The sequence below is a fragment of the Desulfitobacterium hafniense DCB-2 genome, assembly GCF_000021925.1.
GTDB lineage: Bacteria > Bacillota > Desulfitobacteriia > Desulfitobacteriales > Desulfitobacteriaceae > Desulfitobacterium > Desulfitobacterium hafniense.
Genome location: NC_011830.1, coordinates 1,350,488 through 1,375,855 on the forward strand (window position 1 = coordinate 1,350,488; position 25,368 = coordinate 1,375,855).

At 48.4% G+C, this 25,368-nt stretch carries 26 protein-coding genes and 1 pseudogene; all 27 read left to right on the forward strand.

Features of this window, described 5'->3' with window-relative positions; genetic code table 11:
• The first annotated feature begins 3 nt into the window (after positions 1-3).
• On the forward strand, positions 4-783 hold the full coding sequence (gene pstB, locus DHAF_RS06275) for a phosphate ABC transporter ATP-binding protein PstB (protein WP_015943323.1): 780 nt from the start codon (positions 4-6) through the stop codon (positions 781-783).
• A gap of 191 nt (positions 784-974) precedes the next feature.
• The gene (locus DHAF_RS06280) at positions 975-2,891 is read left to right on the forward strand and encodes a sensor histidine kinase (protein ID WP_015943324.1); all 1,917 of its coding nucleotides are present in this window, start codon (positions 975-977) and stop codon (positions 2,889-2,891) included.
• The gene (locus DHAF_RS06285) at positions 2,891-3,685 is read left to right on the forward strand and encodes a lipid II flippase Amj family protein (protein WP_015943325.1); all 795 of its coding nucleotides are present in this window, start codon (positions 2,891-2,893) and stop codon (positions 3,683-3,685) included. The genes DHAF_RS06280 and DHAF_RS06285 overlap by 1 nt, the downstream gene beginning before the upstream one ends.
• Positions 3,686-3,793: 108 nt before the next feature.
• On the forward strand, positions 3,794-4,615 hold the full coding sequence (locus tag DHAF_RS06290) for a metallophosphoesterase (RefSeq protein WP_015943326.1): 822 nt from the start codon (positions 3,794-3,796) through the stop codon (positions 4,613-4,615).
• Between the two features lie 24 nt (positions 4,616-4,639).
• Positions 4,640-5,482: an SDR family NAD(P)-dependent oxidoreductase gene (locus DHAF_RS06295; protein ID WP_015943327.1), complete on the forward strand. Its 843-nt coding sequence runs from the start codon at positions 4,640-4,642 to the stop codon at positions 5,480-5,482.
• A gap of 1 nt (position 5,483) precedes the next feature.
• Positions 5,484-7,049: an AMP-binding protein gene (locus DHAF_RS06300; RefSeq protein WP_420794925.1), complete on the forward strand. Its 1,566-nt coding sequence runs from the start codon at positions 5,484-5,486 to the stop codon at positions 7,047-7,049.
• Positions 7,030-7,557, forward strand: coding sequence for a DUF5680 domain-containing protein (locus DHAF_RS06305; protein ID WP_015943329.1), 528 nt, complete (start codon positions 7,030-7,032; stop codon positions 7,555-7,557). Before DHAF_RS06300 ends, DHAF_RS06305 begins: the two co-directional genes overlap by 20 nt.
• A complete protein-coding gene (locus DHAF_RS06310; RefSeq protein WP_015943330.1) occupies positions 7,554-8,123 on the forward strand; it encodes a GNAT family N-acetyltransferase in 570 nt (189 codons plus the stop codon). The genes DHAF_RS06305 and DHAF_RS06310 overlap by 4 nt, the downstream gene beginning before the upstream one ends.
• 178 nt (positions 8,124-8,301) lie before the next feature.
• Complete coding sequence (locus DHAF_RS06315) at positions 8,302-8,847, forward strand: HD domain-containing protein (RefSeq protein ID WP_018213848.1); 546 nt, start codon at positions 8,302-8,304, stop codon at positions 8,845-8,847.
• A gap of 238 nt (positions 8,848-9,085) precedes the next feature.
• A complete protein-coding gene (locus DHAF_RS06320) occupies positions 9,086-9,994 on the forward strand; it encodes a TIGR01777 family oxidoreductase (RefSeq protein ID WP_015943332.1) in 909 nt (302 codons plus the stop codon).
• 85 nt (positions 9,995-10,079) lie between these two features.
• Positions 10,080-10,775, forward strand: a complete 696-nt coding sequence (locus tag DHAF_RS06325) for an aspartate/glutamate racemase family protein (protein ID WP_015943333.1) — start codon at positions 10,080-10,082, stop codon at positions 10,773-10,775.
• A gap of 53 nt (positions 10,776-10,828) precedes the next feature.
• The gene (locus DHAF_RS06330) at positions 10,829-11,281 is read left to right on the forward strand and encodes a hypothetical protein (protein WP_035213278.1); all 453 of its coding nucleotides are present in this window, start codon (positions 10,829-10,831) and stop codon (positions 11,279-11,281) included.
• A 40-nt stretch (positions 11,282-11,321) separates the two neighbouring features.
• On the forward strand, positions 11,322-11,609 hold the full coding sequence (locus DHAF_RS06335) for a hypothetical protein (protein WP_005808060.1): 288 nt from the start codon (positions 11,322-11,324) through the stop codon (positions 11,607-11,609).
• Positions 11,610-11,712: 103 nt separating this feature from the next.
• Complete coding sequence (locus tag DHAF_RS06340; RefSeq protein WP_041271926.1) at positions 11,713-13,326, forward strand: ASKHA domain-containing protein; 1,614 nt, start codon at positions 11,713-11,715, stop codon at positions 13,324-13,326.
• Between the two features lie 63 nt (positions 13,327-13,389).
• Positions 13,390-14,208 carry an Fpg/Nei family DNA glycosylase gene (locus tag DHAF_RS06345; RefSeq protein WP_015943335.1) on the forward strand — a complete coding sequence of 273 codons (819 nt, stop codon included), beginning with the start codon at positions 13,390-13,392 and terminating at the stop codon, positions 14,206-14,208.
• A gap of 69 nt (positions 14,209-14,277) precedes the next feature.
• Positions 14,278-14,742, forward strand: a complete 465-nt coding sequence (locus DHAF_RS06350; RefSeq protein ID WP_015943336.1) for a hypothetical protein — start codon at positions 14,278-14,280, stop codon at positions 14,740-14,742.
• Between the two features lie 60 nt (positions 14,743-14,802).
• A complete protein-coding gene (locus DHAF_RS06355; protein WP_015943337.1) occupies positions 14,803-15,345 on the forward strand; it encodes a DUF1697 domain-containing protein in 543 nt (180 codons plus the stop codon).
• Positions 15,346-15,444: 99 nt separating this feature from the next.
• Positions 15,445-16,074, forward strand: a complete 630-nt coding sequence (locus tag DHAF_RS06360; protein ID WP_015943338.1) for a DUF3786 domain-containing protein — start codon at positions 15,445-15,447, stop codon at positions 16,072-16,074.
• A gap of 68 nt (positions 16,075-16,142) precedes the next feature.
• Positions 16,143-16,931 carry an alpha/beta fold hydrolase gene (locus tag DHAF_RS06365; protein ID WP_015943339.1) on the forward strand — a complete coding sequence of 263 codons (789 nt, stop codon included), beginning with the start codon at positions 16,143-16,145 and terminating at the stop codon, positions 16,929-16,931.
• A 340-nt stretch (positions 16,932-17,271) separates the two neighbouring features.
• Complete coding sequence (locus DHAF_RS06370; protein WP_015943340.1) at positions 17,272-18,873, forward strand: ABC transporter substrate-binding protein; 1,602 nt, start codon at positions 17,272-17,274, stop codon at positions 18,871-18,873.
• A gap of 66 nt (positions 18,874-18,939) precedes the next feature.
• On the forward strand, positions 18,940-19,938 hold the full coding sequence (locus DHAF_RS06375; RefSeq protein WP_015943341.1) for an ABC transporter permease: 999 nt from the start codon (positions 18,940-18,942) through the stop codon (positions 19,936-19,938).
• Positions 19,931-20,791 (forward strand): ABC transporter permease, encoded by an 861-nt coding sequence (locus DHAF_RS06380; protein WP_005808079.1) that lies wholly within the window; start codon positions 19,931-19,933, stop codon positions 20,789-20,791. Before DHAF_RS06375 ends, DHAF_RS06380 begins: the two co-directional genes overlap by 8 nt.
• 11 nt (positions 20,792-20,802) lie before the next feature.
• A complete protein-coding gene (locus DHAF_RS06385) occupies positions 20,803-21,714 on the forward strand; it encodes an oligopeptide/dipeptide ABC transporter ATP-binding protein (protein WP_015943342.1) in 912 nt (303 codons plus the stop codon).
• Complete coding sequence (locus DHAF_RS06390) at positions 21,704-22,303, forward strand: ABC transporter ATP-binding protein (RefSeq protein WP_015943343.1); 600 nt, start codon at positions 21,704-21,706, stop codon at positions 22,301-22,303. The genes DHAF_RS06385 and DHAF_RS06390 overlap by 11 nt, the downstream gene beginning before the upstream one ends.
• Before the next feature lie 181 nt (positions 22,304-22,484).
• A pseudogene (locus DHAF_RS06395) lies at positions 22,485-23,942 on the forward strand (molybdopterin dinucleotide binding domain-containing protein); the annotation flags it as partial.
• Between the two features lie 17 nt (positions 23,943-23,959).
• Positions 23,960-24,535 (forward strand): 4Fe-4S dicluster domain-containing protein, encoded by a 576-nt coding sequence (locus tag DHAF_RS06400; RefSeq protein WP_015943344.1) that lies wholly within the window; start codon positions 23,960-23,962, stop codon positions 24,533-24,535.
• 2 nt (positions 24,536-24,537) lie between these two features.
• Positions 24,538-25,368 (forward strand): dimethyl sulfoxide reductase anchor subunit family protein, encoded by an 831-nt coding sequence (locus DHAF_RS06405; RefSeq protein ID WP_011461565.1) that lies wholly within the window; start codon positions 24,538-24,540, stop codon positions 25,366-25,368.

Consider the following 25,368-nt stretch of genomic DNA (forward strand, 5'->3'; position numbering starts at 1 on the left):
CTCATGACGAAAGATAGAAGTAAGAATGAGAGTGTTGTTTTTGATGTTCAGGGGCTGAATCTATGGTATGGAGAAGACCAGGCGCTTAAGAACATCAAGATGCAGATTAAAAAGAATAAGGTCACCGCGATTATCGGTCCTTCCGGGTGCGGAAAATCGACCTTTATTAAAACCCTGAACAGAATGATTGAGAATATTCCCAGTGTTAAAACCACCGGAGAAATCATCTATCAAGGGCAGAATATCTTTGATAAATCCGTCCGGGTGGAGGAATTGCGGACAAAAGTCGGCATGGTCTTTCAAAAACCCAATCCCTTCCCGAAATCCATCTTTGCCAATGTGGTCTATGGGCCGCGGATTCATGGCATTAAAGATAAGAAACTTTTGCTGGATATTGCAGAGACCAGCCTGAGAAACGCAGCATTATGGGATGAAGTAAAAGACCGGCTTCATGATAATGCTTACGGCCTCTCCGGAGGGCAGCAGCAGCGTTTGTGTATCGCCAGATGTCTGGCAGTCCAGCCGGATGTCATTTTGATGGATGAGCCGACCTCCGCTTTGGACCCTATTGCCACCTATAAGATCGAAGAACTGATGGAAAGTTTGAAAAAGCACTACACCATCGCCATCGTAACCCACTCCATGCAACAGGCCGCCCGGATATCCGATGATACAGCCTTTTTCCTGATGGGAGACCTTATCGAATTTGATAAGACCACAGAAATATTCTCTAATCCGAAAGATAAGCGGACCGAAGATTATATTACCGGAAGAATAGGCTGAACCATGCTCAGCGCAGCAGAACAGAAAAACACCCATAAAGGGCCAAGGCGGCACTTTGTGGGTGTTTTTGTTGTCCAAAGACCAACTGACTGGTAAAAAAGTACCAATAAAAATAAGGAAAATAGTGCAAAAGTATGGTAAATGTTGTATTTTAGAAGTAATGTTCTTATGAAGGAGGGAGAGAGGCGACAATGTGCACAAAATTGCCGGAGGATTATGAAATTGTCTTTGATTTTGCAGCGATTGGCATGGCCTTATTGTCCTTAGAAGGAGAGTTTTTAAGAGTCAATGCCTATTTTTGCCAGTTCTTTGGGTATGACCCGATTGAATTGTCTAAACTGCTATTTTCGAAGCTGGTCCATCCAGAAGATATTGGGCTGGGTTTCCAGGAGATCCAAAAACTTCTCTCAGGGGAAATACCGACATGTCATTTAGAAAACCGCTTTGTGCATAAAACGGGTGAAATAAAATGGGGATTATCCAGTGTCTCTCTGGTACGGGATGAGATGGGGATTCCTCTTTATAGCATAGTACAAATCCAGGATATAACAGCCAGGAAGCGTGTGGAAGATAATTTAAGTTATCGCGTTGAATTTGAAAGATTTGTGACAACACTATCGACAGGATTTATCAATTGTCCGGTAGATAAAATTGATGAAGAAATAACCAGCGCTTTAGAAAAGATCGGCAAGTTCTTAAGAGTCGACTGTATCTTCGTTGACCAGTTTTATGAAGAAGGCAGGAAATATCAAAAAGTCATGGAGTGGAATCCGCCGGGGATAACGCCATTTTTAGCTCCGGAACTGACAGTGGAAGCTGTACCGAGGCGGTATAGGAAATTAAGTGAAAAAGATGGTTTTAACTATGCAGAAAAAGAGCAAACTCTTAAAGCACAGCTGCTCCTTAATATTCCCATAACCCAAGCTGGTGAAAATGTCGGCTTTATTGGTGTAGCCAGCCATCAAGGCCAATCCTTTTCTGAAGAAGATATTCGCCTTATTAAAGTAGTGGGAGAAGTGATATTCAGCGCTATCCAGAGAAAGCAGGCCGAGATCGCCCGCCGGAATTCTGAACAATTAATAGCGGCTGCCTTTGCAGCAAGCCCCGCGCTGATGATGATACTATCCATGGAGGGAAAAGGAGTCATCGATGTCAACGATACCTTTATTGAAGTTTTAGGCTATGACCGCAGTGAATTGCTTAATAAACAGAGCGGGGAGCTTTCAGAATTGATTCGTCAAAGTGATTATGAACATATCTATGAAACTTTAAATCAGCACGGCACCATACTGAATCGTGAGATCGAGCTGATCACTAAATCCGGAATAAAAAGAACGTGCCTTTTTTCAGCTGAAAAGATCATGATTGGGAAGGAAATGTGCCTCCTGCTGGTGAGCCAGGATATTACGGAGAAGAAGTGCTTGGAAAAGGAAATGGCCCGCCTGGAGCGTCTTGATCTAATCGGTCAGATGGCGGCCGGTATCGGCCATGAGATCCGCAATCCCATGACCACCGTAAGAGGCTATTTGCAGTATATTTCTAAAAAAGACAAGTATGCCGACGAAATAGAGACTTTCCAGCTGATGATTGAAGAGCTGGACCGGGCCAATGAAATCATCACAGAATACTTATCCTTAAGCCAGGACAGGGTGGTCGATTTTAAACGCATCAATTTAAACACCATTATCCAGCATCTCTATCCAATATTGTCCGTTCATACCAAGATGGAGGATAAGAGCATCGAGCTTAATTTAGGTTCCCTGCCTGAATTATATCTGGATAAAAAGGAGCTGTGTCAGCTCATCCTGAATCTGGTCCGCAATGGTCTTGAAGCCATGCCGATCAAAGGCAAGCTCACCATATCTACCTATATACAACAAGGAAATGTTATCCTTGAAGTAGAAGATCAAGGGAGAGGCATACCCAATGAGATAAAAGATAAGGTAGGGACCCCCTTCTTCACCACAAAGCTCAATGGGACCGGCCTCGGTATGGCTATATGCTATAGTATAGCTGAACGGCATAATGCTCTGATTGACCTCCAATCCGGCCCCCAAGGGACGAAGGTCAGAGTGAAGTTTCAGGGTGCGGAGGAGGTTAAGGCTTAATGGAAACTATTTTGTTGGAATTGATGATTTTAACCTTGATTATCCACCTTATCGACACCCTTTCCTACTCAGTCCGGCTCAACTCAGTCAAAAGCGGACAATTCGCCTTGTCGGTTTCTTTATTTAACCTGTTTGTGCTTGTTTCCCGGACGGCCAATATGTTTCAGGCTCCCTTAATCGGCTGGATCATTGGGGAAAGCCTTGCCGCAGGAATTGACCCTATCGACGATATCCGCAGGGTAATCTTCGCTGCGACCATAGGAACCTTGTTGGGAATTCTGTTGATTCCAACCTTTCTGCGGCTCTTTGAAGTTGCTGTGAAACGGCTGGAGACAACCGGATCGGTTCCTTTGTTAGTGATTGAAGCCTTGCAAATAAGCAATGTTAAACGTATGCTGAAAAGGGCTACCCGGCCCAATAAAACGATGCTGGAAAGGCTTAGATATCGGGAAATCCCCAAGCGGTTGCTGATCATAAATTCCTTAGTGACAGGAATTTATACAGTGGGGGTTCTTGCCGCGAACTATTCGGCCCTATTAGTTGCTGAACAGTACAGAATTGCGGCTGTAGGTTCTTCGGGGATGATTAATGGTCTCGCCACCATTTTGCTGACCTTATTTATTGACCCGAAATCCGCTGTTATTACGGATCAAGCCTTAAGAGGAGACCGGCCTTACGGTGATGTGAAAGCCCTGGTGATTTTGTTGATCGCCGCTAAGCTCATTGGCACGCTGCTGGGGCAAGCGATTTTTTTTCCGGCGGCTAAGATTATTGCCAGCTTCTACGGGGGATAATCCTTTGTAATGAAGTATGGAAGCCATCCGCGGCTGGTATAAATAATAAAGGAGTGGAAAACTGAAGCGTGTGCCGTGATGTTATGGATATTGGAAGGGAAGGTCTAAATGCGAACAGCGAATAAAGGGTTATCCCGCAGAACATTTATCATCGGTGGCATTGGCTTGCTGTCTTACCTGTACTTCAATGTCCATTCCCTGGCCGTAAAACACTATACGATTGCCATTGATGGTTTGCCCCAGGAGTTTGAGGGCTTTACCATTCTTCATTTGACAGATTTGCATGCCAAAAAGTACGGTGAGCGGCAGGATAAGCTTATAGAACTCATCAATCGCCAGAACTTTGATATGGTGGCGATGACCGGTGATTTTATCGATAAAGATAATCCTGATGTGGAGCCCACCTTAGCTCTGATTCAGGGATTGGCAGCCAAGCCCATTTTCTTTGTACCGGGAAATCACGAGTGGCGGCACGATTTCAGAATTAAGTCCAGCTTAGAAGAGCATGGAGTAAAGATTTTAGACAATAAGAACGCTAAATTAGCCAAAGGGGAGGCCCAGCTTTGGATAGCGGGGGTCGATGATCCCTATTTACACAGAGATAAGCTGGAGCAGGCCCTTCATGGCATTGCCGATGCCCAGCCCAAACTGTTATTGGCTCATGCCCCCAATATCTTTAAGCCTGCCGCTGCGTCCGGGGTTGAGTTGGTGTTGGTGGGACATACCCATGGCGGTCAGGTCAGACTGCCTCTGATCGGGGCCATCGTGGCTCCCGGTCAAGGGCTTTTTCCTCAATACGATTATGGTCATTTCACGACGGGCTCCACAAATATGATAGTTAATGGCGGCTTGGGAGAGAGCACTTTGCCCTTGCGATTTTGCAGCCGGCCGGAAATCGTTCTTGTTAAACTGGTTTCCGCTCCTCAATAGCCCAGGCCTGGAAAAGGGGTAATTATGCATACCAAGAGTTTATGGGAAGCTGTTTTATTCCCCCCTCGGGCGCTCAACAGAAGCAGGCTGGAGGCCAAGCTTAGGGGCAAGACAATTCTGATCACCGGCGCCAGTTCCGGCATCGGGGAAGCGCTGGCTTACCAGTTGGCAGATAGTGAGTGTCATTTGATTTTAGTGGCCAGAACAGAGGCCAAGCTCTTCCAGGTCAAGCAGAACATTGAACAGAAAAAGGCTGCAGTAAGCATTTTCCCGGCTGACCTCAGAGAGCCTGAACAGGTGAAAGAATTGCTGAATTTCATTGAGCAGTTGCCCGCTGGTTTGGATGTGTTCGTCAACAACGCCGGTTTATCCATCAAGCGCGGGATTAAGGATTCTTTAGACCGCTATCATGATTTTACCAGAACCATGGCCATCAATTATTTGGCGCCGGTGCAATTAGCCCTCTCCCTTATTCCCCTGCTTGAGAAAAATAAGGGACAGATCATTAACATATCCACCATCAATGTCCTGCTCCTGCCGCTCCCCCATTGGGCCGCCTATCAGGCCTCAAAAGCGGCCTTTGATACCTGGTTCCGCTCGGCGGCTGCGGAGCTGAATGCGATGGGCATTGCCACTTCCTCAGTCTATCTGCCCTTGGTCAGAACTCCCATGATCCTGCCGACCAAGGAATATCAAAAACTGCCGGCCATGAGCCCTAAGCAGGCGGGAAAGATTGTCGCCAAGCTAATTTATACACAAAGATCCAAATACCGGCCCTGGTGGCTGCTGCCCGGGCAGTTTGCCTCGATTGTCTGCAGAGGAATCTGGGAATGTGCCGCTCCTGCTTATTTAACAAAGCGCAGATAGGATGGAAGCCATGATTAAATTGCTCTACACTTTGTTTAAAATAGGCTTGCTTTCCCCCTTGGGGCTCTATAGTTTGGCCGTCGCTCTCGGTAAACATGGCATAAATATCATGGCTTTATTGAGTTTGGCGGCCAAGGTATATGGTGAAAAGATCGGGTTAATCGATGAAAAGGAAGAGTTGACCTACCGGGAACTGTATGCCCGGTCCCGCCGCATCGCTTTGCTTTTGCAGGAGAAGTATCAGCTGCAAAGAGGGAATAAGGTAGGGTTGATCTGCAAGAACCATACTTCTTTGATCAAAGCCTTATTCGCTGTTGCCCAATCCGGTGCGGATATCTATTTGCTCAATGCGGAAATGAGCAGCAGTCAATTCAATCAGTTAGCAGAGCAAATTGACTTCAACCTGGTTATCTACGATTTTGAAGCAAGCCCCTTGCTGGAGGCTTCAGTCTATCAAAAAGGTAAGCTTTTGAGCTATCATGAGCATTTGCCGGCGCTCAATAACCTTGCTGAGCAAAGCTTCCCGGAAAATCTGCAAATCCAGCCTTCCTCAAGCGGCAGGCTGGTGATACTGACAGGCGGGACAACGGGAAAGGCCAGGGCAGCGGCTCATCAACCTTCCCTTTACAACTATCTGAACCCCTTCCTGACCTTAATCAACAGGTTGAAGCTTACCCATTATCAGACCGCTTATATAGCCACCCCCCTTTATCATGGCTATGGCCTGGCAATTTTACTGGTGTTGATCACCTTGGGGAAAAAGGTCGTGATTCAAAAGGGCTTTGATCAGGTGAAAGCCTGTCGGCTGATCCGCAAGCATCAGGTTGAAGTAGTGACCGTCGTACCCTTGATGATTGATAAAATGCTGAAGCAAAATCCGGAAGATTTGCAATCCCTGGCCTGCATTGTTTCCGGCGGGGCGGAACTCAATCCTAAGCTTACCCGGGAGACAACGGAGAAGCTGGGGGATGTCCTGTACAATCTGTATGGAACCTCGGAGGCGGGGTTAAATATAATCGCTACCCCCCAGGATTTAAGCTATGCGGCCAATACTCTCGGTAAAATCATCAAAGGTGTTCGGCTCAAGGTAATGGATGATAATAAACATGAAGTCCCCATCGGCAGTGTGGGCCAATTCTGTATTAAGAACGCCTGGTCCATGGGCAATAAAAGCGGGCCGTGGCTGGAAACAGGTGATTTAGGTTATCGGGATCATCAAGGCTACTACTTCTTATGCGGCCGAGTAGATGACATGGTGGTTTCGGCCGGAGAAAATGTTTATCCCGCCGATCTGGAGCAGGTGCTGAGAAATCATCCTCACATCAAAGAGGTGGCGGTCATCGGCATCAGCGATGAAAGATTCGGGCAAAGACTGAAGGGTTTTGTGGTTAGGGAGGAAGGCGCCTGCTTAACCCAGGAGGAGCTTTTGGCATGGCTGCGCCCCCGGGTGGCCCGATTTCAGTTGCCCAAAGAGATAGTCTTTGTCCAGCAACTGCCTTATACACCCTTGGGTAAAATCGATAAGCAGCAGTTAAGGAATAGCATGGGTGGTGATTGTGGTGATTAAGGCTGAGCTCATGGGAGCCCTTATAGAAGTTCTCATTAAGGGGCGTATCGAGTGTTATGTTAAGAAAAGCTCCGCATATAATCCCTATAGTCCGGGTCAGATCTATGATTGGGATTTTAAACTCTCCTGGGGGGATTACCTTTTTAGTGATTCATACCGCGGCTTTAATCCTTATAGCGGAGTGGAATATATCTATTATAAGGAGCGGAGTGAACCGATTTGGTCCTGCGATTATGTAGGCTATGCCCTGGCTGGTGCGGGTGTTTCCGAAAAGGAGATCTATGGTTTTTTGAAGCAGGGCAGGGGTAAACATTTATTGGAATGGGCCGGGGAATGCACCGGAACTTTGTTCTCTGACTACTCCTATCAGGAGGGAGATTTTGGTTATCAAACCCGGTTCCGCAGCTCCTCGCAAGGTGTGCTGCAGACCGAGGAAATTTACTGCCGGGGCAGATTAGCGGCAACCCAGCTATCTGCCGGTTATTGGCGGGAGGAGGCTGCACCATGAGACATAGGGGAACCAAAGAACTGGAAACTGAGGGGCTGATCTTGCGCAGGTTTGAATTAACTGATGCGGAAGCCATGTTTAAGAATTGGGCCAATGATGGGGAAGTAACGAAATATTTGACCTGGCCTCCCCATGAGAATGTGGAAGTTTCCTTAGAAGTGCTGAAAGACTGGGTCAGCCTATATGAAGACGAAAAATTTTATCAATGGGCGATTGTGCTCAAAGAGAATGGCTCCGAGCCTATCGGCAGCATCAGCATTGTCAAAATGGATGACCGCATTGACATGGTTCATGTAGGGTACTGCATCGGTAAACGATGGTGGGGCAAGGGAGTTACCTCCGAAGCCCTTGCTGAATTAATGCGTTTTTTCTTCGCGGAGGTTCAAGTCAATAGGATTGAATCCAGACATGATCCCCGCAATCCTAACTCAGGGAAGGTAATGAAGAAGTGCGGGCTGCTGTATGAAGGGACTCTGAAACAAGGGGACCGGTGCAATCAGGGAATCTGTGATTGCTCAATGTACGGGCTTGTTGCCGAAGATTATTATGCCAATCATCAACGATAAAACAAAAAATATAGATGCTTGTGTAAATCCTGGCGCCTTTCCCTGACTTTGTTAGTATCCGGAGTGCACGATTTGAACGTGGGACCTCTACCACCCCAAGGTAGCGCTCTACCAAACTAAAAAATAGGGAGATAACACGATGGCAAATGCGGCTATTGAATTACTGTAAACAGGAGAAGTGAAGCAAAAGATGTATAAAGAAAAAGTGATTGAAAAAATGAAAGAAGTATTTAGGGAAGTCCCCTATGGAATTGAGCATACCCTAAGGGTGCTTCAAAATGCGGAAAGCATTATGGAGGGAGAAGAGTACCCGCAAGAGGAAAGAGAGCTTGTCTCCATTGTAACGATACTTCACGATATCGGGGCTATCGAAGCGCAAAGAAAGCACGGTTCAATGGAGGCCCGTTTCCAGGAATTAGAGGGGCCGCCGGTATCCAGAAAGATACTTGAAGAGATAGGATATAATGCTGCCCAAATCGACAGGGTATGTTATATCGTGGGAAACCATCATACACCGTCGAGAATTGACGGCCTGGATTTCCAGATCCAATGGGATGCCGATTTGCTGGAGAACCTCGGAGCCATGGAAATAAGCAAGGATAGGGTAAAAGCAGAGCATTTCATCGCCAAGAATTTCCGCACCAGAACAGGCAAGGCTATGGCTTATGAACGTTTTGTCAGGGAAGCGGCAATGATGGAAGACCCTGACCAGGAAAGCCGTTGAAAATGTCGGAGCTTTAGAAACCGAAGTGAGAAAGTGGCAAGCAGCAGGGCCAAAAGAGCTGGAAGTATTTCCAAATCAGGTTATCCGGGTTATAATCATCATAGGGGATGAAACATATGCTGGGAAGCGGATTTAGCACCATGAGGCTGACAGAAAATGTTAGCCTTTAATTTTTACATAGCAGCTTCCCGTGCAGGATAAGGCCGGTCCATGTAAAAATACATAGAGGATGAGCATTATGAACGTCTTAATCTTTGGCGGAACAGGTTTTGTGGGTAGAAATCTGACCAAGGAGTTGCTTGAGAATGGCTATCAGGTTTATATTGTCACCCGAAACGCTCAGAGAATGGCCGGCACCCTGGCTGGCGGGGCAGGGGTAATCGAATGGGATAATATTTTCCCATTGGCTTCGCTTAAAAACCTGACGCAAATTGATGCTGTGATTAATCTGGCGGGCGAATCCATCGGCAATCGCCGCTGGACCCCTTCCGTAAAGGAGGAGATTATCGCCAGCAGGCTTAGAACTACAGGTGCCATTGTGACAGCTATTAATGAGGGTGTGATTCAGCCTGAAGTTTTGATCAACGCCTCGGCAGTTGGCTATTATGGCCCCCGTGGGGATGAAGAGATCACGGAGTCTGAAGGACCTGGCAAGGATTTTCTGGCTCAAGTCTGCCAAAAATGGGAAGAAGAAGCCTATAAAGTCCAAGACTCTTTGACAAGGGTAGTAACTCCTCGGATTGGCGTCGTTCTGGGCAATGAAGGCGCTCTGAATAGAATGGTCCTGCCCTTTAAATTCTATCTGGGCGGTCCTTTGGGCACGGGAGAGCAATGGCTTTCCTGGATTCATAGCCAGGATTTAATCAGCATGATCAGATTTATTATCGAACATCCGGAGTTATCCGGTCCGATTAATGCCGTCGCTCCCCATCCGGCCAAAATGAAGGATTTCAGTAAAACCCTGGGCAAGGTTTTAAATAAACCGTCATGGTTCCCCGTTCCGGAAATACTTTTGAAAATAGCCTTGGGTCAGATGGCGGAAATGCTATTGCACGGACAACGGGCTGTGCCCAAGCAGATGCAGCAGGCCGGTTTTGCATATAGGTATGGCAATTTGCAGGAAGCCCTGGAGAACGCTTTGCTGTAAGGCCAAAGCAGCAAGTGGGTACAGGTTGATTGTTCGCTAAGCAGGCCTAAACCAAATTGGGTTTATGTTATAGAGGAGGCAACCAATGAAGACAATAGGATTGATCGGCGGCATGAGCTGGGAATCCTCTGCCGAATATTATCGGCTTATCAATGAGGAAGTTAAACGGAGACTGGGCGGATTGCACTCAGCCCAGTGTATTTTATACAGTGTGGATTTTGCAGAAATTGAGACTTGTCAAAGCAGCGGTGAATGGGGAAAGGCTGCGGAGATTCTGGCCAATGCCGCACGAAGCCTTGAGGCGGCAGGAGCGGAATTTATAGTTCTGTGCACGAACACCATGCACAAAGTAGCTGATGAGATTCAAGCCGGGCTACAGATACCCTTGCTGCATATAGCGGATATGACGGCTCAACAGGCGTTGACCAGCAATATAAGAACCATAGGACTTTTAGGAACCCGCTACACCATGGAGCAGGAATTTTACAGCTCACGCCTGGAAGCTCAGGGAATAAAAGTTTTAACGCCGGAAGAAGGAGATAAGGCAGTCGTCAATGAAGTAATATATCAGGAACTATGCCTGGGCATCATCAATCAGGAGTCAAGAAACCAATTTAAAAGAATCATCGCCGACTTAGTCGAACAGGGTGCCCAGGGAATAGTCCTTGGCTGTACGGAAATTGGCTTATTAATCAAACAAGAGGATTCGGCAGTGTCTTTATTGGATACCACGTTAATTCATGCCAGCGGGGCGGTAGATTATGCTCTGACAGAAGGATGAGGAGATAATCCATTGATTTGAAACAGGATAAAAAACTAAAAGAGGTGTTTATAGTGATAAGAGTCATCGCAATCATTAAGGAGCGGCACAGAACCCTGGGTTATCGCCTGCTTGATGAAATTTCGGCAACAATGCAGGATATGGGGCTGGCGAGCACCTTGGAATACATTAAGGAACATGGCTGCCGCAATGCTCATGCTTCAGGGGTAGCCTTGGTTGCAGACGAAGGAACCATCGATATGCTGCCTGTGATTGATGCTCAGACCAAAAAATGCATCAAGAATGATAAGTACATCATCGTCGGGACGTACAAGGAAGGCGATCGCATCACCTCCATACGGGTAACAGATTATACCGGGACGATCATGGATATTGATGTCAAGCAGCTGCTGATGCTGGAGGATAAAGGGTATTGCAACGCTAAAATACAGAATGTCGGCGAAAAGAGGGCGATTAAGCCCTTGGATCTCCCCTGGCCTGTTTTAAGATGGTCGCCGGCAAAATAATTATCTAAAGCCAATTCATGCTTAAGGAGGGAAGATATGTATGAACATAAACAATGATGTAGGAATTATTGAGGGCGTTTATGATATCACCCTGCCTAAAGTTCCCACATCCCTTCATAGATGGGGACGTGTGGTTTGGCTGCAGGATATTGAAATCGGCTCGAGGGGAAAACTCTTATACATCCAGGATGGCCAATGCTCAAGGACTCATTTAAGCCGGATAACTAATGTTATTAAAGCCATGGACTATGTAGAGATTCACACCGAGAATAATATCTACAGACTTAGGCTTTTGCCTGGTGAATCCTATCATTCCGGAAATAATTGAGGAACCCAGAACTCTAAGGGGAATTGCCGGCGGCAACTCCTCTTTTATATTTGAATTATTCTAACAATTTCCCGGCTTTCCAGTTATACTTAGACAAGGGGGGATGAACATGAATCATTATCGGCCGGTCATTTTAGCGGACCAGAGAGTTGTCAGTGATTTTGAGCTCGATCCACTGACAAGGAAAATAAGCATCAAGATACTTCAAGGCCATGAGCAAGGCAATAAGGGCATGGTTGACACCCTCCGCCAAAATTTGCAGCAAAGGCTGGGCGTCCCCGTGGAGATTCCGCTAGCCCTTATGAATCATCTCGTAAAGCTTGTTCGTGACGATAATGAAGTAATTACAGTCACACTGGCTGCCGGCAATGATATTAATGAGGATGGCAAAGCTGCAAGCTACCAAGCAATTGATGCAGAACCTGGGGATCACACCGATGCTCATGTCGGATTAGCAATTGATATAGGAACAACTACGGTGGTTGTCTATCTTGTCAACATGGTTAATGGGGATATTATAGCTAAAGCTTCGGACTATAACGGTCAAATTAAGCTTGGCGATGATATACTCAGCCGCATTATGGCGGCCAGAGAAGAAAAAGGGTTGAAAGAGCTGCAAACCTTGATTGTCAATACACTCAATGCCCTTATCAAACAAGCATGCCTGGAAGCCGACTTGAAACCGCAAGCAATCAGTGGAGTATGTATCGGAGCTAATACAACCATGGTTCATTTATGCTTAGGGCTGGACCCCGGTTCAATTTGCCGGGCGCCCTACAGACCGGCGGTTAATAATGCGGGGATATTTTGTGCCGGGGAAATCGGCCTGGCTGTCCATCCCCTCGCCCCCATCTATTGTTTGCCCAGCATCGGCAGCTATATTGGCGGGGATGTCTTGGCGGGGATTCTGGTAAGCGGTATGCATAAGCAGGAAGAGGTTTCACTCCTGGTCGATATCGGAACCAACGGAGAATTTATTCTGGGCAATCAGGAATGGCTGGTAGGCTGTGCAGGAGCAGCCGGCCCGGCCTTGGAAGGAGGAGTAACAGAGTGGGGAATCAGAGCTGAACAAGGGGCAGTCGATCAGGTCAGCATAGACTCTGAACATCATGTGCGATATACAACCATTGATAATGCCCCGGCACGGGGAATTTGCGGTTCAGGATTGATTGACTCCTTAGCGGAACTTTTTCTCAATGGGCTCATTAATCGAGCCGCCCGCTTCACAGATGGGAGAGAGCGCTTTACCATCGTTCCTGCCGGCGAAAGCGCAACGGGTAAGGAGATATTCATAAGCCAAAAGGATATTAACAGCCTTATGCGCACCAAAGGAGCCGTAAACGCCGCCCTTGAAGTATTGATGGAAAGCGTAGGCTGCCAGTGGGAAGAGATTGCCAAATTCTATGCCGCAGGTGCCTTCGGTCAGTATTTACCTATTGAATCGGCAATTACCATAGGGCTTTACCCCGATCTTCCCCGGGAGCAGATGCTGCGCCTGGGTAACAGCTCAGGTGAAGGAGCGCGCCAAGTTCTGCTTTCCCATAGCAAGCGCCAAGAAATAGAGGAAATAGCCGGAAAGATCACTTATTTCGAAATGAATGCCAGCAGCAGCTTTATGGATAAATACGGCGGCAGCCGGTTTTTGCCGCACACGAATATGGACTTATTCCCCAGTGTCAAAGAGAAATTGGCAGTTCGGCAAAGGGGTCTCTGCTAATTATATGCCGATAGTTGAGTCAGACTGGGTTTGTCTGGCAACACTATGTTTGAGGTGAGCATTATGCCGGAAATTCCTGAAATGGAAACGTACAAGAATTATTTACAGCTATCCGTCCTTGATAAGAGAATTGTGGGAACCGAAATCACCAGGGCGCGCAGCACCAATGTTCCTACCGATGAGTTTGTGAGATGGGTGCAGGATACAAGTATTGAGCAGGTGTTAAGATATGGGAAATACCTCATCCTTGCCCTGAGCTCAGGGAAAGCCCTCTGCGCTCATATGATGCTTGATGGCAGAATGTATTATGAAGTGGCGGGAGAACCTGTAGAATTGCCGGGCAGATCCCATATCCGGCTGAAGTTTGCCGATCACTCCATTCTCCATTTTTGCGACTTAAGATTAGGTTACCTTAAGCTGCTCGCGCCATCCCAGGTGGACGCTATCAAGGAAGGGCTGGGTCTTGATCCTTTGGATGCGGAGTTTTCCTTGGCCGCTTTTTTGAATATCCTTAGCGGGAAAAGAGGCATGATTAAGCCTCTGCTCATGGATCAAAAAAACATATCAGGCATAGGCAACGCCTATTCCAACGAGATTTTATTTGCCGCGGGAATACTGCCGGAACGCAAAACCCCCACCTTAACCGATGGGGAGAGGGATCGGCTGTATGGGGTCATCCCTGATTTGCTTCAGCAAGCGATTGCCAAAGGGGGATATATCGAAGAGCCCTTTGCCTCCTGGGATAAGTTAAGCGGAGGAATGATTCCGTATTTTAAGGTTTATGATCGCACGGGACAGCCTTGCCTTCAATGTGGTGAGCCCATAAAGCAAAAGACAGTTGGCGGCAGGAATGCTTATTATTGTTTAACCTGCCAGCACTAACGCTGCCTGTCGATCATACAGCTAAGAGAATAGAATACACCATTATCTGTGGGAAAAGAGAGTGATAGCATGGGGTTTAAAATTAAAAGAAGGCCTTTTGCGAGCAAGTTATTGATCGCTTTGCACATTATATTAGGGTTAGGCGCAATTTTTGGCGGGGTGGTTCTGATCATCGATCCCAGCGGGGGGATAATTCAGATGCCGGTCACCATACTGGAAGGTTCCATCTTTAGCAGCTTTCTGATCCCCGGCATCATTCTGCTCACCCTGTTAGGGATTTTGCCCTTGCTGGCAGCCTATGGGTTAGTAAGAAATCAACCTTTGCCAATAGCCAATCGGCTCAACCTGTTTGCTGATAAAGACTGGGCCTGGACCTATTCACTCTATATCGGATTTATTTTAATTATCTTCATTGCAGTCGAAGCTTATATCATTAAAGGCTTTGTCGCTATTCATCTGGGCTATATTTTTGGGGCATTACTCATTCAGGCCCTCACCTTGCTTCCTTCCGTACAGCGCTATTATACCTTGTAAGAGCAAGGCCTTCTCTGCCCAGCATGTATTCCTTAATAATGAAAATGGGGGAAGTTTTATATGAAGTATATCGCCCTGCTGCGGGGGATCAATGTAGGCGGGAAAAATAAAGTCCCCATGGCTCAATTAAAACAATGCTTTACAAAAGCAGGGTTTCAAAATGTAGTGACCTACATCAACAGCGGGAATGTCATCTTCGATGCTCAAGCCCAGGACCACCTCATGCTTGCTGAAAAATGCAAAGTGATTTTAGAAGAGGAATTTAAATTTCCTGTAGATTTAGCATTGATCGATGAGGAGAGCATGCGGGAAGCCTTGGAGCATGCGCCGGATTGGTGGGATGAGGACCCTGAGGCCAAACATAATGCCCTGTTTGTTATCCATCCTGCCACAGCCGCAGACATAGTTGCCGAAGTAGGGGCCACCAAACCGGAGTATGAACAAGTATTTGCTCATGGCCCTGTGATATTTTGGTCAGCACAGTTAAAGACCTTTTCCCGCACCCGGTGGTCCAAAATCGTAGGAACCAAGACTTATAAATCCGTTACCATCAGAAATGCCAATACCACAAAAAAGATGTTGGAGCTGACTCTGTCTGATTAATTTTCCAGGATGTCAGGGAGGGCAGGAAGGGGGGGGTTAAGCGTAATTAGTGCGCAGTGGCGTGGAATGAATGATGAGAGCGGAGTGGAGGAGATAAGAATGGAGACGAATTACCGTGTTGCCTACCATAAATTTTGGCAGGACATAAAAAAGAGGGAGCCGGCAGAGATTACAGCGACACGAGCGGTGTCTTATAACGAGGATACCGGGCAGTTTTCAGTGATATTCTTTGCTCAGGAGTACATTGCGGATAGCAAGCAGGAGACAGTATACCGTAAAGCGGATGGGCATGCTCCGGATATTATGGATGCCATCATTATTCTTAACTATTTGGCCTATGCCCAGCCGTTGTCGGAAGCAGAGCCCAGGTGGGTGAGCATTAAGGAAATACCGGGAGGGATGATTTTTTATGCCGCTTTTCTTAAAACGGCCATCTCACCCTTGCTCAAGGCTTTTGGCCATCAGGCCCAGCTTTTGGACACTGTGGCGGCCTCTTTAGGCGGGCAGCCCGCCCAAATGGGAAGCTCATCGGTGCTGTTTCAGGCCTTCCCGGAAATCCCTGTCTGTGTGGTTATCTGGGAGGGGGACGAAGAGGTTAAAGCCAACGCCACCATCCTTTTTGATCCTTCCATAGAGCCTATGCTGCACAGTGAAAGCATCATCGGGCTTGGTATTTCCTTGGCCAACCGATTAAACAAGAGGGCTGCCAAGGAGAGCAGCAGCAGATAAAACACGAAGGGGGCTCATGGTGGGCCGGTTCCCACAGCAAAGGTTTGGGCAGGAAAGGGTAGATCACTATGGAAATATTCCTTCAGGAATTTAACGAGGCACAAGACGTTAGTATGCTGTTTATCCACGGAGGCGGTTTAAGCGGCTGGATGTGGGATAAGCAGATTAAAGCTCTGAATGACTTCCATTGCCTTGTCCCTGATCTGCCCGGACATGGGAAGAGTAGGGAGCTTCAGATTTTTTCCATTAAAGAATGTGCCCAACTGATGGCCGCCCTGATCAAAAGCAAAGGGCATCATGGTAAAGCCCATGTGGTGGGACATTCCATCGGCGCCCAAATTCTCCTGCAGCTTTTGGCGGACTCACCGGAGGTAGTTCACACTGGGGTTGTTCATAGTGCATTGGTTCGTTCCCTTTGGGGAGTGTCCAGTCTGATTAAGCCTACCGTAAAACTGACCCTTCCCTTGACCCGGAAAAAATGGTTTGCTAAACTCCAGGCCCAAACCCTGAGCATACCCGCAGAATATTTTCCCAGATATTATGAAGAATCCAAGTCCATATCGGCTGAGACATTGGCAGGATTGCTTAGAGAAAATGCGGCCTTTAAGCTGCCTGAGGGTTTGGAGAATAACCCGGTACCAACCCTTGTTCTGGTGGGGGAGAAGGAAAGAGGGGTAATGATCCGTTCTGCGCAGGATTTAGTATCATTTCTTCCCCATGCTGAAGGCTATATAGTCCAGAGCGCAGGTCATGGTTTTAATTTCGAAGACCCGGTGCTCTACAATGAGATTCTGCAGGCCTGGCTTGCCGAAAGCCGGCTTCCCACAGGCAGCCTTAAACGGATTCTTAAGCCTTAATCAGGATACGGCCAAGGTCATGCTTTTAAATAGTCTGATTTTTTAAAAATCAAAAACTGAATTGTCTTGACAATAAGCGGGACTATAGTATATTCTCTTCTTAAGTGTTGTTAGTTGTTGGTGTCCTTGTTTTTCAAAACCTTATGCAGAGCCGGGAATCAAATAGCAATAGCGGCAGGATGAACCTGCCTTAACACCATGGAGGTCGTTAAATACGTGCTTCATGGTGTTTTTTATTTTTGAGCACTTAACGAAGTATTTTGAGCACTTAACAAAGTAAGGTTAAGAATCCAGGCAGCTTTCTTTAAAACCTGTGGCAAAGAAGTGGAGGATGATTAAGATGAAAAGGTATAATAAAAAGTGGACAGTTTTAGGTATGCTGATCATGAGTCTAGCCCTTGTTCTGGCAGGTTGCGGCGGAAGCAATGCAGCGGTTACCAAAGAAAAGACCAACAAAGATGAACTGGTTATTTATATAGGGTATGGAATGACCAGCGGCGGTTATGATCCCTGCACCGGGTACGGCATCTACGGGGACGGAATTTTTCATAGCAACCTGCTGAAATTCAATGCCCAAATCGAAGCAGAGCCTGATTTGGCTGTCGGCTATACAGTCAGTGACGATGGCTTAACCTATACATATACTCTTCGCGATGATGTGAAATTCTCCGATGGAGAACCTTTGACTGCCGATGATGTGGCCTTTACCTATATGACCGCCAAAGCAAGCGGTTCCAGCGTGGATTTGACAATGCTGGAAAAAGCCGAAGCTAAAGATAAAGTTACCGTTGTCTTTACCCTGAATAAGAAATGGTCGGCCTTTGCCTCCACCACAGCCCTGCTGGGCATTGTTCCGGAGCATGCTTACGGGCCGGGTTACGGGGACAATCCCATCGGGACAGGCCCCTTTAAGGTAGCTCAATTGGATAAAGAGCAGCAGCTCATCGTCGTCCCCAATGATTATTACTATGGAACCAAGCCCGCCTTTAAAAAGATCACCATTCTGAACCTGGATGAGGAGGCCGCCTTAGCGGCAGCCAAATCAGGAAATCTGGATGTGGTCATGGTCAATCCTGAATATGCCTACGAAGAAGTTCCGGGTATGAGCATGGCGAGGATTAAGACTGTGGATAATCGGGGATTTAATTTGCCCGTCATAGGGGAGACCAAGGATGGCAAGGGCAATGTGATCGGCAACAATGTCACCAGTGATTATGCTGTGCGCAAGGCCTTAAACATTGGCATTGACCGGGAAACTATTATCCAAAACGCTCTTAACGGGATCGGAACCCCTGCCTACGGCCGGGTGGATGCTTTGCCCTGGAACAACACTCCTGAATTCGAAGATGGCCGGGTGGAAGAAGCAAAAGCTCTCTTGGCAGAAGCGGGCTGGATCGATACTGATGGAGACGGCATTCGGGAGAAGAATGGAATTAAGGCTGAATTCAAGATTTCCGGAAGAACCGATGATTTACAGCGCTATAATCTGGCTGTGGCGTTGAGCGAAGATGCCAAGAAGCTGGGCATTAATCTTATCGCCGAAGCATTGGCCTGGGCCGACTGTAAAGCCCTGACCCGCACTATACCCACCTGTTGGGGAAGCGGTGACTATAATCCGATCGACCTTTACAATGCTCACTATTCTCAGATGATTGGCGTCGGAACCAGCAATCCTGCCTCCTATGCCAATCCCAAAGTGGATGACTATATCGAGAAAGCCTTGGCGGCAACCAGCATGGCAGAAGCCATAGACTATTGGAAGCTATCCCAGTGGGATGGCGAGACAGGAACCAGCGTCGATTATCCCTTCCTGTGGATTGTCAATATCGACCACACTTATTTTGTACGGGATGGGTTAAGCCTCGGCGAGCAGCGGATTCACCCCCATGGCCATGGAGTGCCGGTTATCGCCAATCTGAATGAGTGGACCTTTGAATCCTGATAAAAGGGTGTCCAGAAAAACGATCCCTGCCATTAGAAAAAAATGAAGAGACTTGAGGAAGCGCAGATGAAACTGAGAAATAAGGTCTTACAGAAGCTAATCGTGCCATCCTTCTTGCGTATGATCACTTTGCTCGTCGCCATGAGTGTGATTGCCTTTGCCTTGGTGATGTCGTCACCGGTTGATCCCATTGATGGGTTTGTAGGTTCAGAGTCCAATGTCTCCCAGGAGCAAAGGGATAATGTAGCCCGTTACTGGGGGCTGGATAAGCCCCCGGCGGAGCGTTTTTTAATCTGGGCAGGGCATGTGCTGCAAGGGGATATGGGGATTTCCAGCACTTATCGCTTGCCGGTCACCCAAGTGATCGGGGAACGGGTGAAAGCATCCTTAGCCTTAATGGGAGTAGCCTGGGTTCTTTCCGGGGTAATGGGCTTTGTCCTTGGCATCCTGGCCGGGGTTAACCGGGGAAGGCTGCTGGATCGCTTCATCAAAACGTTTTGTCTGGCTTTATCTTCAGCTCCGACGTTCTGGATTGGGCTTTTGATCCTGATGGTCTTCGCTGTGAACCTGCAGTGGTTTCCCATTGGCTTAGCGGCTCCCATCGGCAAGATTGCCTCCGAGGTAACGCTCTGGGAGCGGATACATCACCTGATTTTGCCCGCTTTTACACTAAGCATCGTGGGAGTAGCCAATATTGCCCTGCATACCCGGCAGAAAATGATCGATGTTCTGGAGTCGGAGTATGTGCTCTTTGCCAGAGCAAGGGGAGAGTCCACCTACAGCATTGTTAAGCGGCACGGCATTCGCAATATTATGCTACCGGCGATTACCCTGCAGTTTGCCTCTTTCAGTGAATTATTCGGGGGCTCTGTCTTGGCAGAGCAGGTCTTTACCTATCCAGGCCTGGGCAATGCCGTGACTCAGGCAGGACTGCGCGGCGATGTGCCCCTGTTTTTGGGAATTGCTTTGTTCAGTGCCGTCTTCGTCTTCACAGGGAATTTGCTGGCCAACCTCATCTATGGTATCGTCGATCCCCATATAAAGGAGGCTAACCCCCATGGATAACTACACAATGACAGCTGAATTGACAAGGAATGGGGGCTTTAACCGGCGAACCAAGACCTTTTTGATGTTGGGTTTTTGCGCAGCAGTATTGATCGCCATCACGGTGGTGGGTGTGACGATGGGTCCGGAAGCCTATGCGCCGGACTATGGGGCCAAAAAGCTGGCACCCTCGGCAGCTCATTGGTTTGGCACCGATTATCTGGGACGGGATATGTTTGCCCGGACGATTAAGGGTTTGTCCACCAGCATTCTGGTTGGCCTGTTAGCGGCCACGGTCAGCGCGGTCATCGCTTTGGTCCTGGGCATCGTGGCGGCTACAGCCGGTGGCAAGGTGGATCAATGCATTAGCTGGCTTGTGGATTTGTGCATGGGAATTCCCCATATCGTCTTGCTGATGCTGGTATCCTTTATGCTGGGGAGGGGGCTTCAGGGAGTGATTATTGCCGTAGCCGTAACTCACTGGCCGGCTCTAACCCGGGTGGTGCGGGCTGAAGTCCTCCAGATCCGCCATGCCCACTATGTCCAGGCCGCCCAAAAATTAGGCAAGAGCAGCTGGACCATTGCCAAAGATCATATTGCCCCCCATGTCTTCCCGCAATTCGTGATCGGACTGATTTTGCTTTTTCCCCACGCTATTCTTCATGAAGCGGCCATTACCTTTTTAGGTTATGGACTGCCTCTCGATATGCCGGCGGTGGGGGTCATACTTTCTGAAGCTATGAAACACCTGGCCACGGGGATGTGGTGGCTGGCGTTCTTCCCGGGCGTGATGCTCTTGCTCATCGTCATGATGTTTGAAGCCATCGGGGAAAGCCTGAGACGGCTGATCGATCCCTATAGTGCTCAAGAATAGGAGGGATAGGTATGAGTCTTCTCGAAGTGAATAATCTGTCCGTTAAATTCCGGATGTATGAAAAAGGGCTCAGGCAGCGGGAGCTGGAGGTCATAACCCATCTGGATGTCACCATCCATAAAGGGGAGATTTTAGCGGTCGTCGGCTCCAGCGGTTCAGGCAAGAGTCTGCTGGCCCATGCTATCTTAGGAATTCTCCCTGCCAATGCCACCATGGCGGGTACCTTGAAGTATGAGGGAGAGCCCCTCACCCCCCAACGCCAGAAAAAGTTGCGTGGTCATGAGATCGCCCTGGTTCCCCAATCCGTATCCTACCTTGATCCTCTCATGCGGGTTGCCAAGCAGGTCCGCGGTGAGCAAGGGACCCAGGAGCAGCAGCGGAAAGCTTTTGAGCGCTTTGCCCTCCAAGAGGAGGTCGGTCAAAAATTCCCCTTTCAGCTTTCCGGCGGGATGGCCCGCCGGGTCTTGGTTGCCACCGCAGTGCTCGGTGATGCCAAGCTGATCATAGCCGATGAGCCGACTCCCGGACTCAATCCGGAAATTGCCGAGGAGACCATGCGGATTTTTCGTGAACTGGCCGACCAGGGCTGTGGTGTGATGCTCATTACTCATGATATCGACTTGGCTTTAAAATACGCGGATCGGATTGCCGTCTTCTATGCGGGTACCACCGTGGAGGTCACACCGGTTGAGAATTTCCTGGGGGGTGAAGAGGCCTTGCGTCATCCCTATAGCCGGGCTTTATGGCAGGCTCTTCCCCAAAACGGTTTTCATCCTATTGCCGGTTCCCAGCCTTATGCAGGAAGCATCCTCACAGGCTGCCGGTTTGCTCCCCGCTGTGCACAGATCAGCCGGGAATGTGCCGGGGAAGTACCGATGCGCAGAGTGGGAGATTGTGAAGTGAGGTGTGTCCATGCTTCTTGAGGGAAAAAATATTTGCTTCCGCTATGGCCAACCTTGGCTTCTTCAGGATATCAATCTTCAGCTTGAAGAAGGGGAGAGGGTGGGACTGATTGGGCCTTCCGGGTGTGGCAAAAGCACCCTGGCCAAAATCCTCTCCGGTTATCTTAAACCAATCCGGGGAGAGGTATTGCTGGCCGGCAAGCCTTTACCAGAAAAGGGCTATTGTCCGGTTCAACTCATCTATCAGCACCCTGAAAAAGCCCTCAATCCCCGCTGGAAGCTGGGAGCCTCCCTGGCGGAGGGGTGGGAGCCTGATGACCAAACCCTTGAGGAACTGGGGATTGAGAAGGAATGGCTGAAACGCTATCCCAACGAGCTTTCAGGAGGAGAATTGCAGCGCTTCTGTATCGCCCGGGTGCTGGGCCACCCGACCCGCTTTATCCTCGCCGATGAAATAAGCACCATGCTGGATGTGATCACCCAGGCTCAGATTTGGGATGTGTTGCTGAAGATCATCAAAGAGCGCAATATGGGGTTGTTGACCGTCACCCATAACCGCGCTCTTGCTGAAAAGATTTGTACACGTCTTATTCATTTTGAAGATCTCTGAACTGCTCTTTCAGTTGAGGAGTGTATATATTGGGGTCCTCTCTGTTAGAGGGCAATAAAAGACCGAGGCCATGGGTGCCTCGGTTTTCGTTAACCCCTTTTAGCCTTTAACCCGCAAATTTGTAGCCCACACCCCAGACGGTCAGGATGTATTCCGGGCGGCCGGGGTCCAGTTCGACTTTATCTTTGGCTGGGCGTCAGCAAGAACTCAGAATGCCGATAGCCTTCCCCAACTGGTGATGACCATCGGAGCCATGACCGGGCATATGGGAAAATCCGGGCATATGTGCGGAGTAAGCTGCCACACCGGCTCCAGCAATGGCGGACCGGGCTTGGTGAGCGCAGGTAAAGATGGACTGCCTTCCGTGGAGAATCCTGTGGACGACAGCCTCAACCATACGGAAATGTGGCGGGCCATCGTCGACGGAAAGTATAATTTTACAGGTCAAATGAAGTGGAAAAAGGGAGAAATGCGCGACATTGACATCCGCGCTATTTACCACGATACCAGTGCCCGTCTGCAAACTGCCGACGGTATGACCAAAGGGATCGAAGCCCATCGCAAGGTGGAGCTGGTGGTAAGCCACGCTCAATTCTTAACCACCAACGCTAAGTATTCAGACTTCGTGCTGCCCCTGACTACAGAATGGGAAAAACTTGGCGGGTTTGTCACCGGCAACCGGGAAATCTTGATTATGTATTCCCAAATTACCGAAAAAATGTATGAATGTGAAAGCGATCAATGGATTGCCATAGAATTAGGAAAGCGTCTTGGGGTAGATGTCAGCAAAGCCTTTCCTATTGACGAAAAACAACAATTCTTTAATAAAATTGCCGGCAGCAAGGTGACTTTACCGGATGGCAAGACAAAAGCCCCTCTGGTTACCATCACGGAAGCAGATATTGCTGAGTGGGGAGTGGAAGGGAAGCCCCAGGAAGGTCAAATCACCCTTAAAGAGTTTAAAGAGCAAGGCCTCTATCAGGTCGAAAGAAAACCGGGAGATAATTACGGCTTTATCGCTTATAAGAAATTCAGAGATGATCCGGCGGCCAATCCGGTAGGCACCGAAAGCGGCAAGATGGAGATTTATTCCCGTGCTCTTGCCCAGAGAATCAACAATATGGGATATAGCAAGATCGAGCCGATTCCCGCCTATATTCCACCGGTTGAAGGCTATCAAGCCACTTTCAGTGATTGGAAGAGCAAGGCCAAAGGAGACTATCCTTTCCAAGTGATTAATCCTCACTATCTGCGCCGCTCCCACTCCGTCTTTGATAATGTCCAATGGCTCAGAGAAACCTGGCCTAATCCTGTCTTCATCAATGCTCAGGATGCCAAAGCTAAAGGGATCATGGATGGAGATACCGTCTTGTTAACCAGCCAACATGGCAAGGTCCTGCGCACTGCTTTGGTTACCGAGCGCTTTATGCCGGGTGTCATCGGCCTGCCTCATGGTTCTTGGGTGGACATGGACGAAAAAACCGGTATTGATAAAGGCGGAGCAGACAACATTCTCTGCGGTCCGGTATCTACGGGACAAGGTGCTTCCGGCTGGAATACCTGTATCGTTCAGCTTGAGAAATATGCTGGAGCTTCATTAATCCCGGATGTAGAAAAACCCCAACGGATCATTTTTTAGAAGGGAGCGTGCAGTAAATGGGTTATTTGGGATTCTATTTTGATATGACGGCCTGTATTGGCTGCAGAACCTGTCAGATTGCCTGTAAAGATAAAAATGATTTGAAAGTAGGCACGATCTTTAGGCAAGCCAGAACCTACGAAGTAGGGGTTTATCCGGCTCCCGGGGCCTACCACTATTCAGGAAGCTGCAACCATTGCGCTCAGCCTAAATGTGTGGAAGGATGTCCTACCGGGGCCATGCATGTAGCTGAAGACGGCACTGTTCAGCATGACAGAGGCAAATGTATTGGCTGCAGGTACTGTACCTGGGCTTGCCCCTATGGGGTGCCTCAATTCATCAAAGATTTGGGGAAAGTAGGAAAATGTGACGGTTGCAAGGACTTGCGCGATGAAGGCAAGAACCCCGTCTGTGTGGATGCCTGCCCGATGCGGGCCCTGGAGTGGGGAGATACGGATGAATTGAAGGCTAAACACGGTGACACCACCAGTGAATTGGCAATTCTGCCTGAAGCGTCCCGGACGAAGCCGTCCCTGGTGATCAAGGCGAAAAGAATTGCTGCTCAAAAAGACTTCAGGTATAAGGAGGTTTAAGTATGGGTGAAAGCGCTTTACTGGTATTTTCCTTTTTCATGCAGGCCTCTATCGGAATTATGCTATTTATGACCCTTGGCAAGATCCTCCACGCTGATCAAGAGTTTAAGAAAGCGGCCTATCTGGCCGCCGGTTTAAGCATCATCGGCGTAATTGCTTCCCTGGCTCACTTAGGGAAACCACTGGCTGCCCTGAATTCTCTTCTCAATGTGGGAAGTTCCTGGCTGAGCAGAGAAGTCCTGTTTAGCGGTGTATTTATGGGCATCGCCGTGCTTTATGCTCTGGTCCAATATCTCAAGGTGGAGAATCAAGGGATTAAAGCAGCGCTCAGATGGGCTGGCAGCGGGATTGGCTTAATCGCCGTATTCTCCATGGCGAAACTTTATTCCACTGCTTCGGTTCCCGTTTGGCAGGGGGCCAATACCTTTGCTGATTTTTATGGAACAACCCTTGCCGTCGGCGCCTTGCTTTTCCTGGCCTTAAGTTTTAAAGAATTACAGGGTAAGGATAAAAAGATCCTTGGTTTGATCGTCCTGGCCGCCGTCGTCATTCAAGCTGCCGTAGCGGTACCCTATGGGATTAACCTGGGTCTTGGCGGGTCGGCCGCCCATGCCAGCGCCGAAATCCTCAATGGCTTGAGTGCAGCGGTTGGCTTAAAATGGCTCCTTGTTCTTGGCGGAGCAGGAATTTTGCTTTGGCCCACTCTTCAGCAGGAGGCGAAGTCTGCCACAGGGATGATTTATCTGGCCGGTATAGCTTTGGTCTGTGGTCAGTTTATTGGCCGGTATATTTTTTACGCCGCCATGGTCGTTACCAACATTGGACTAATTTAA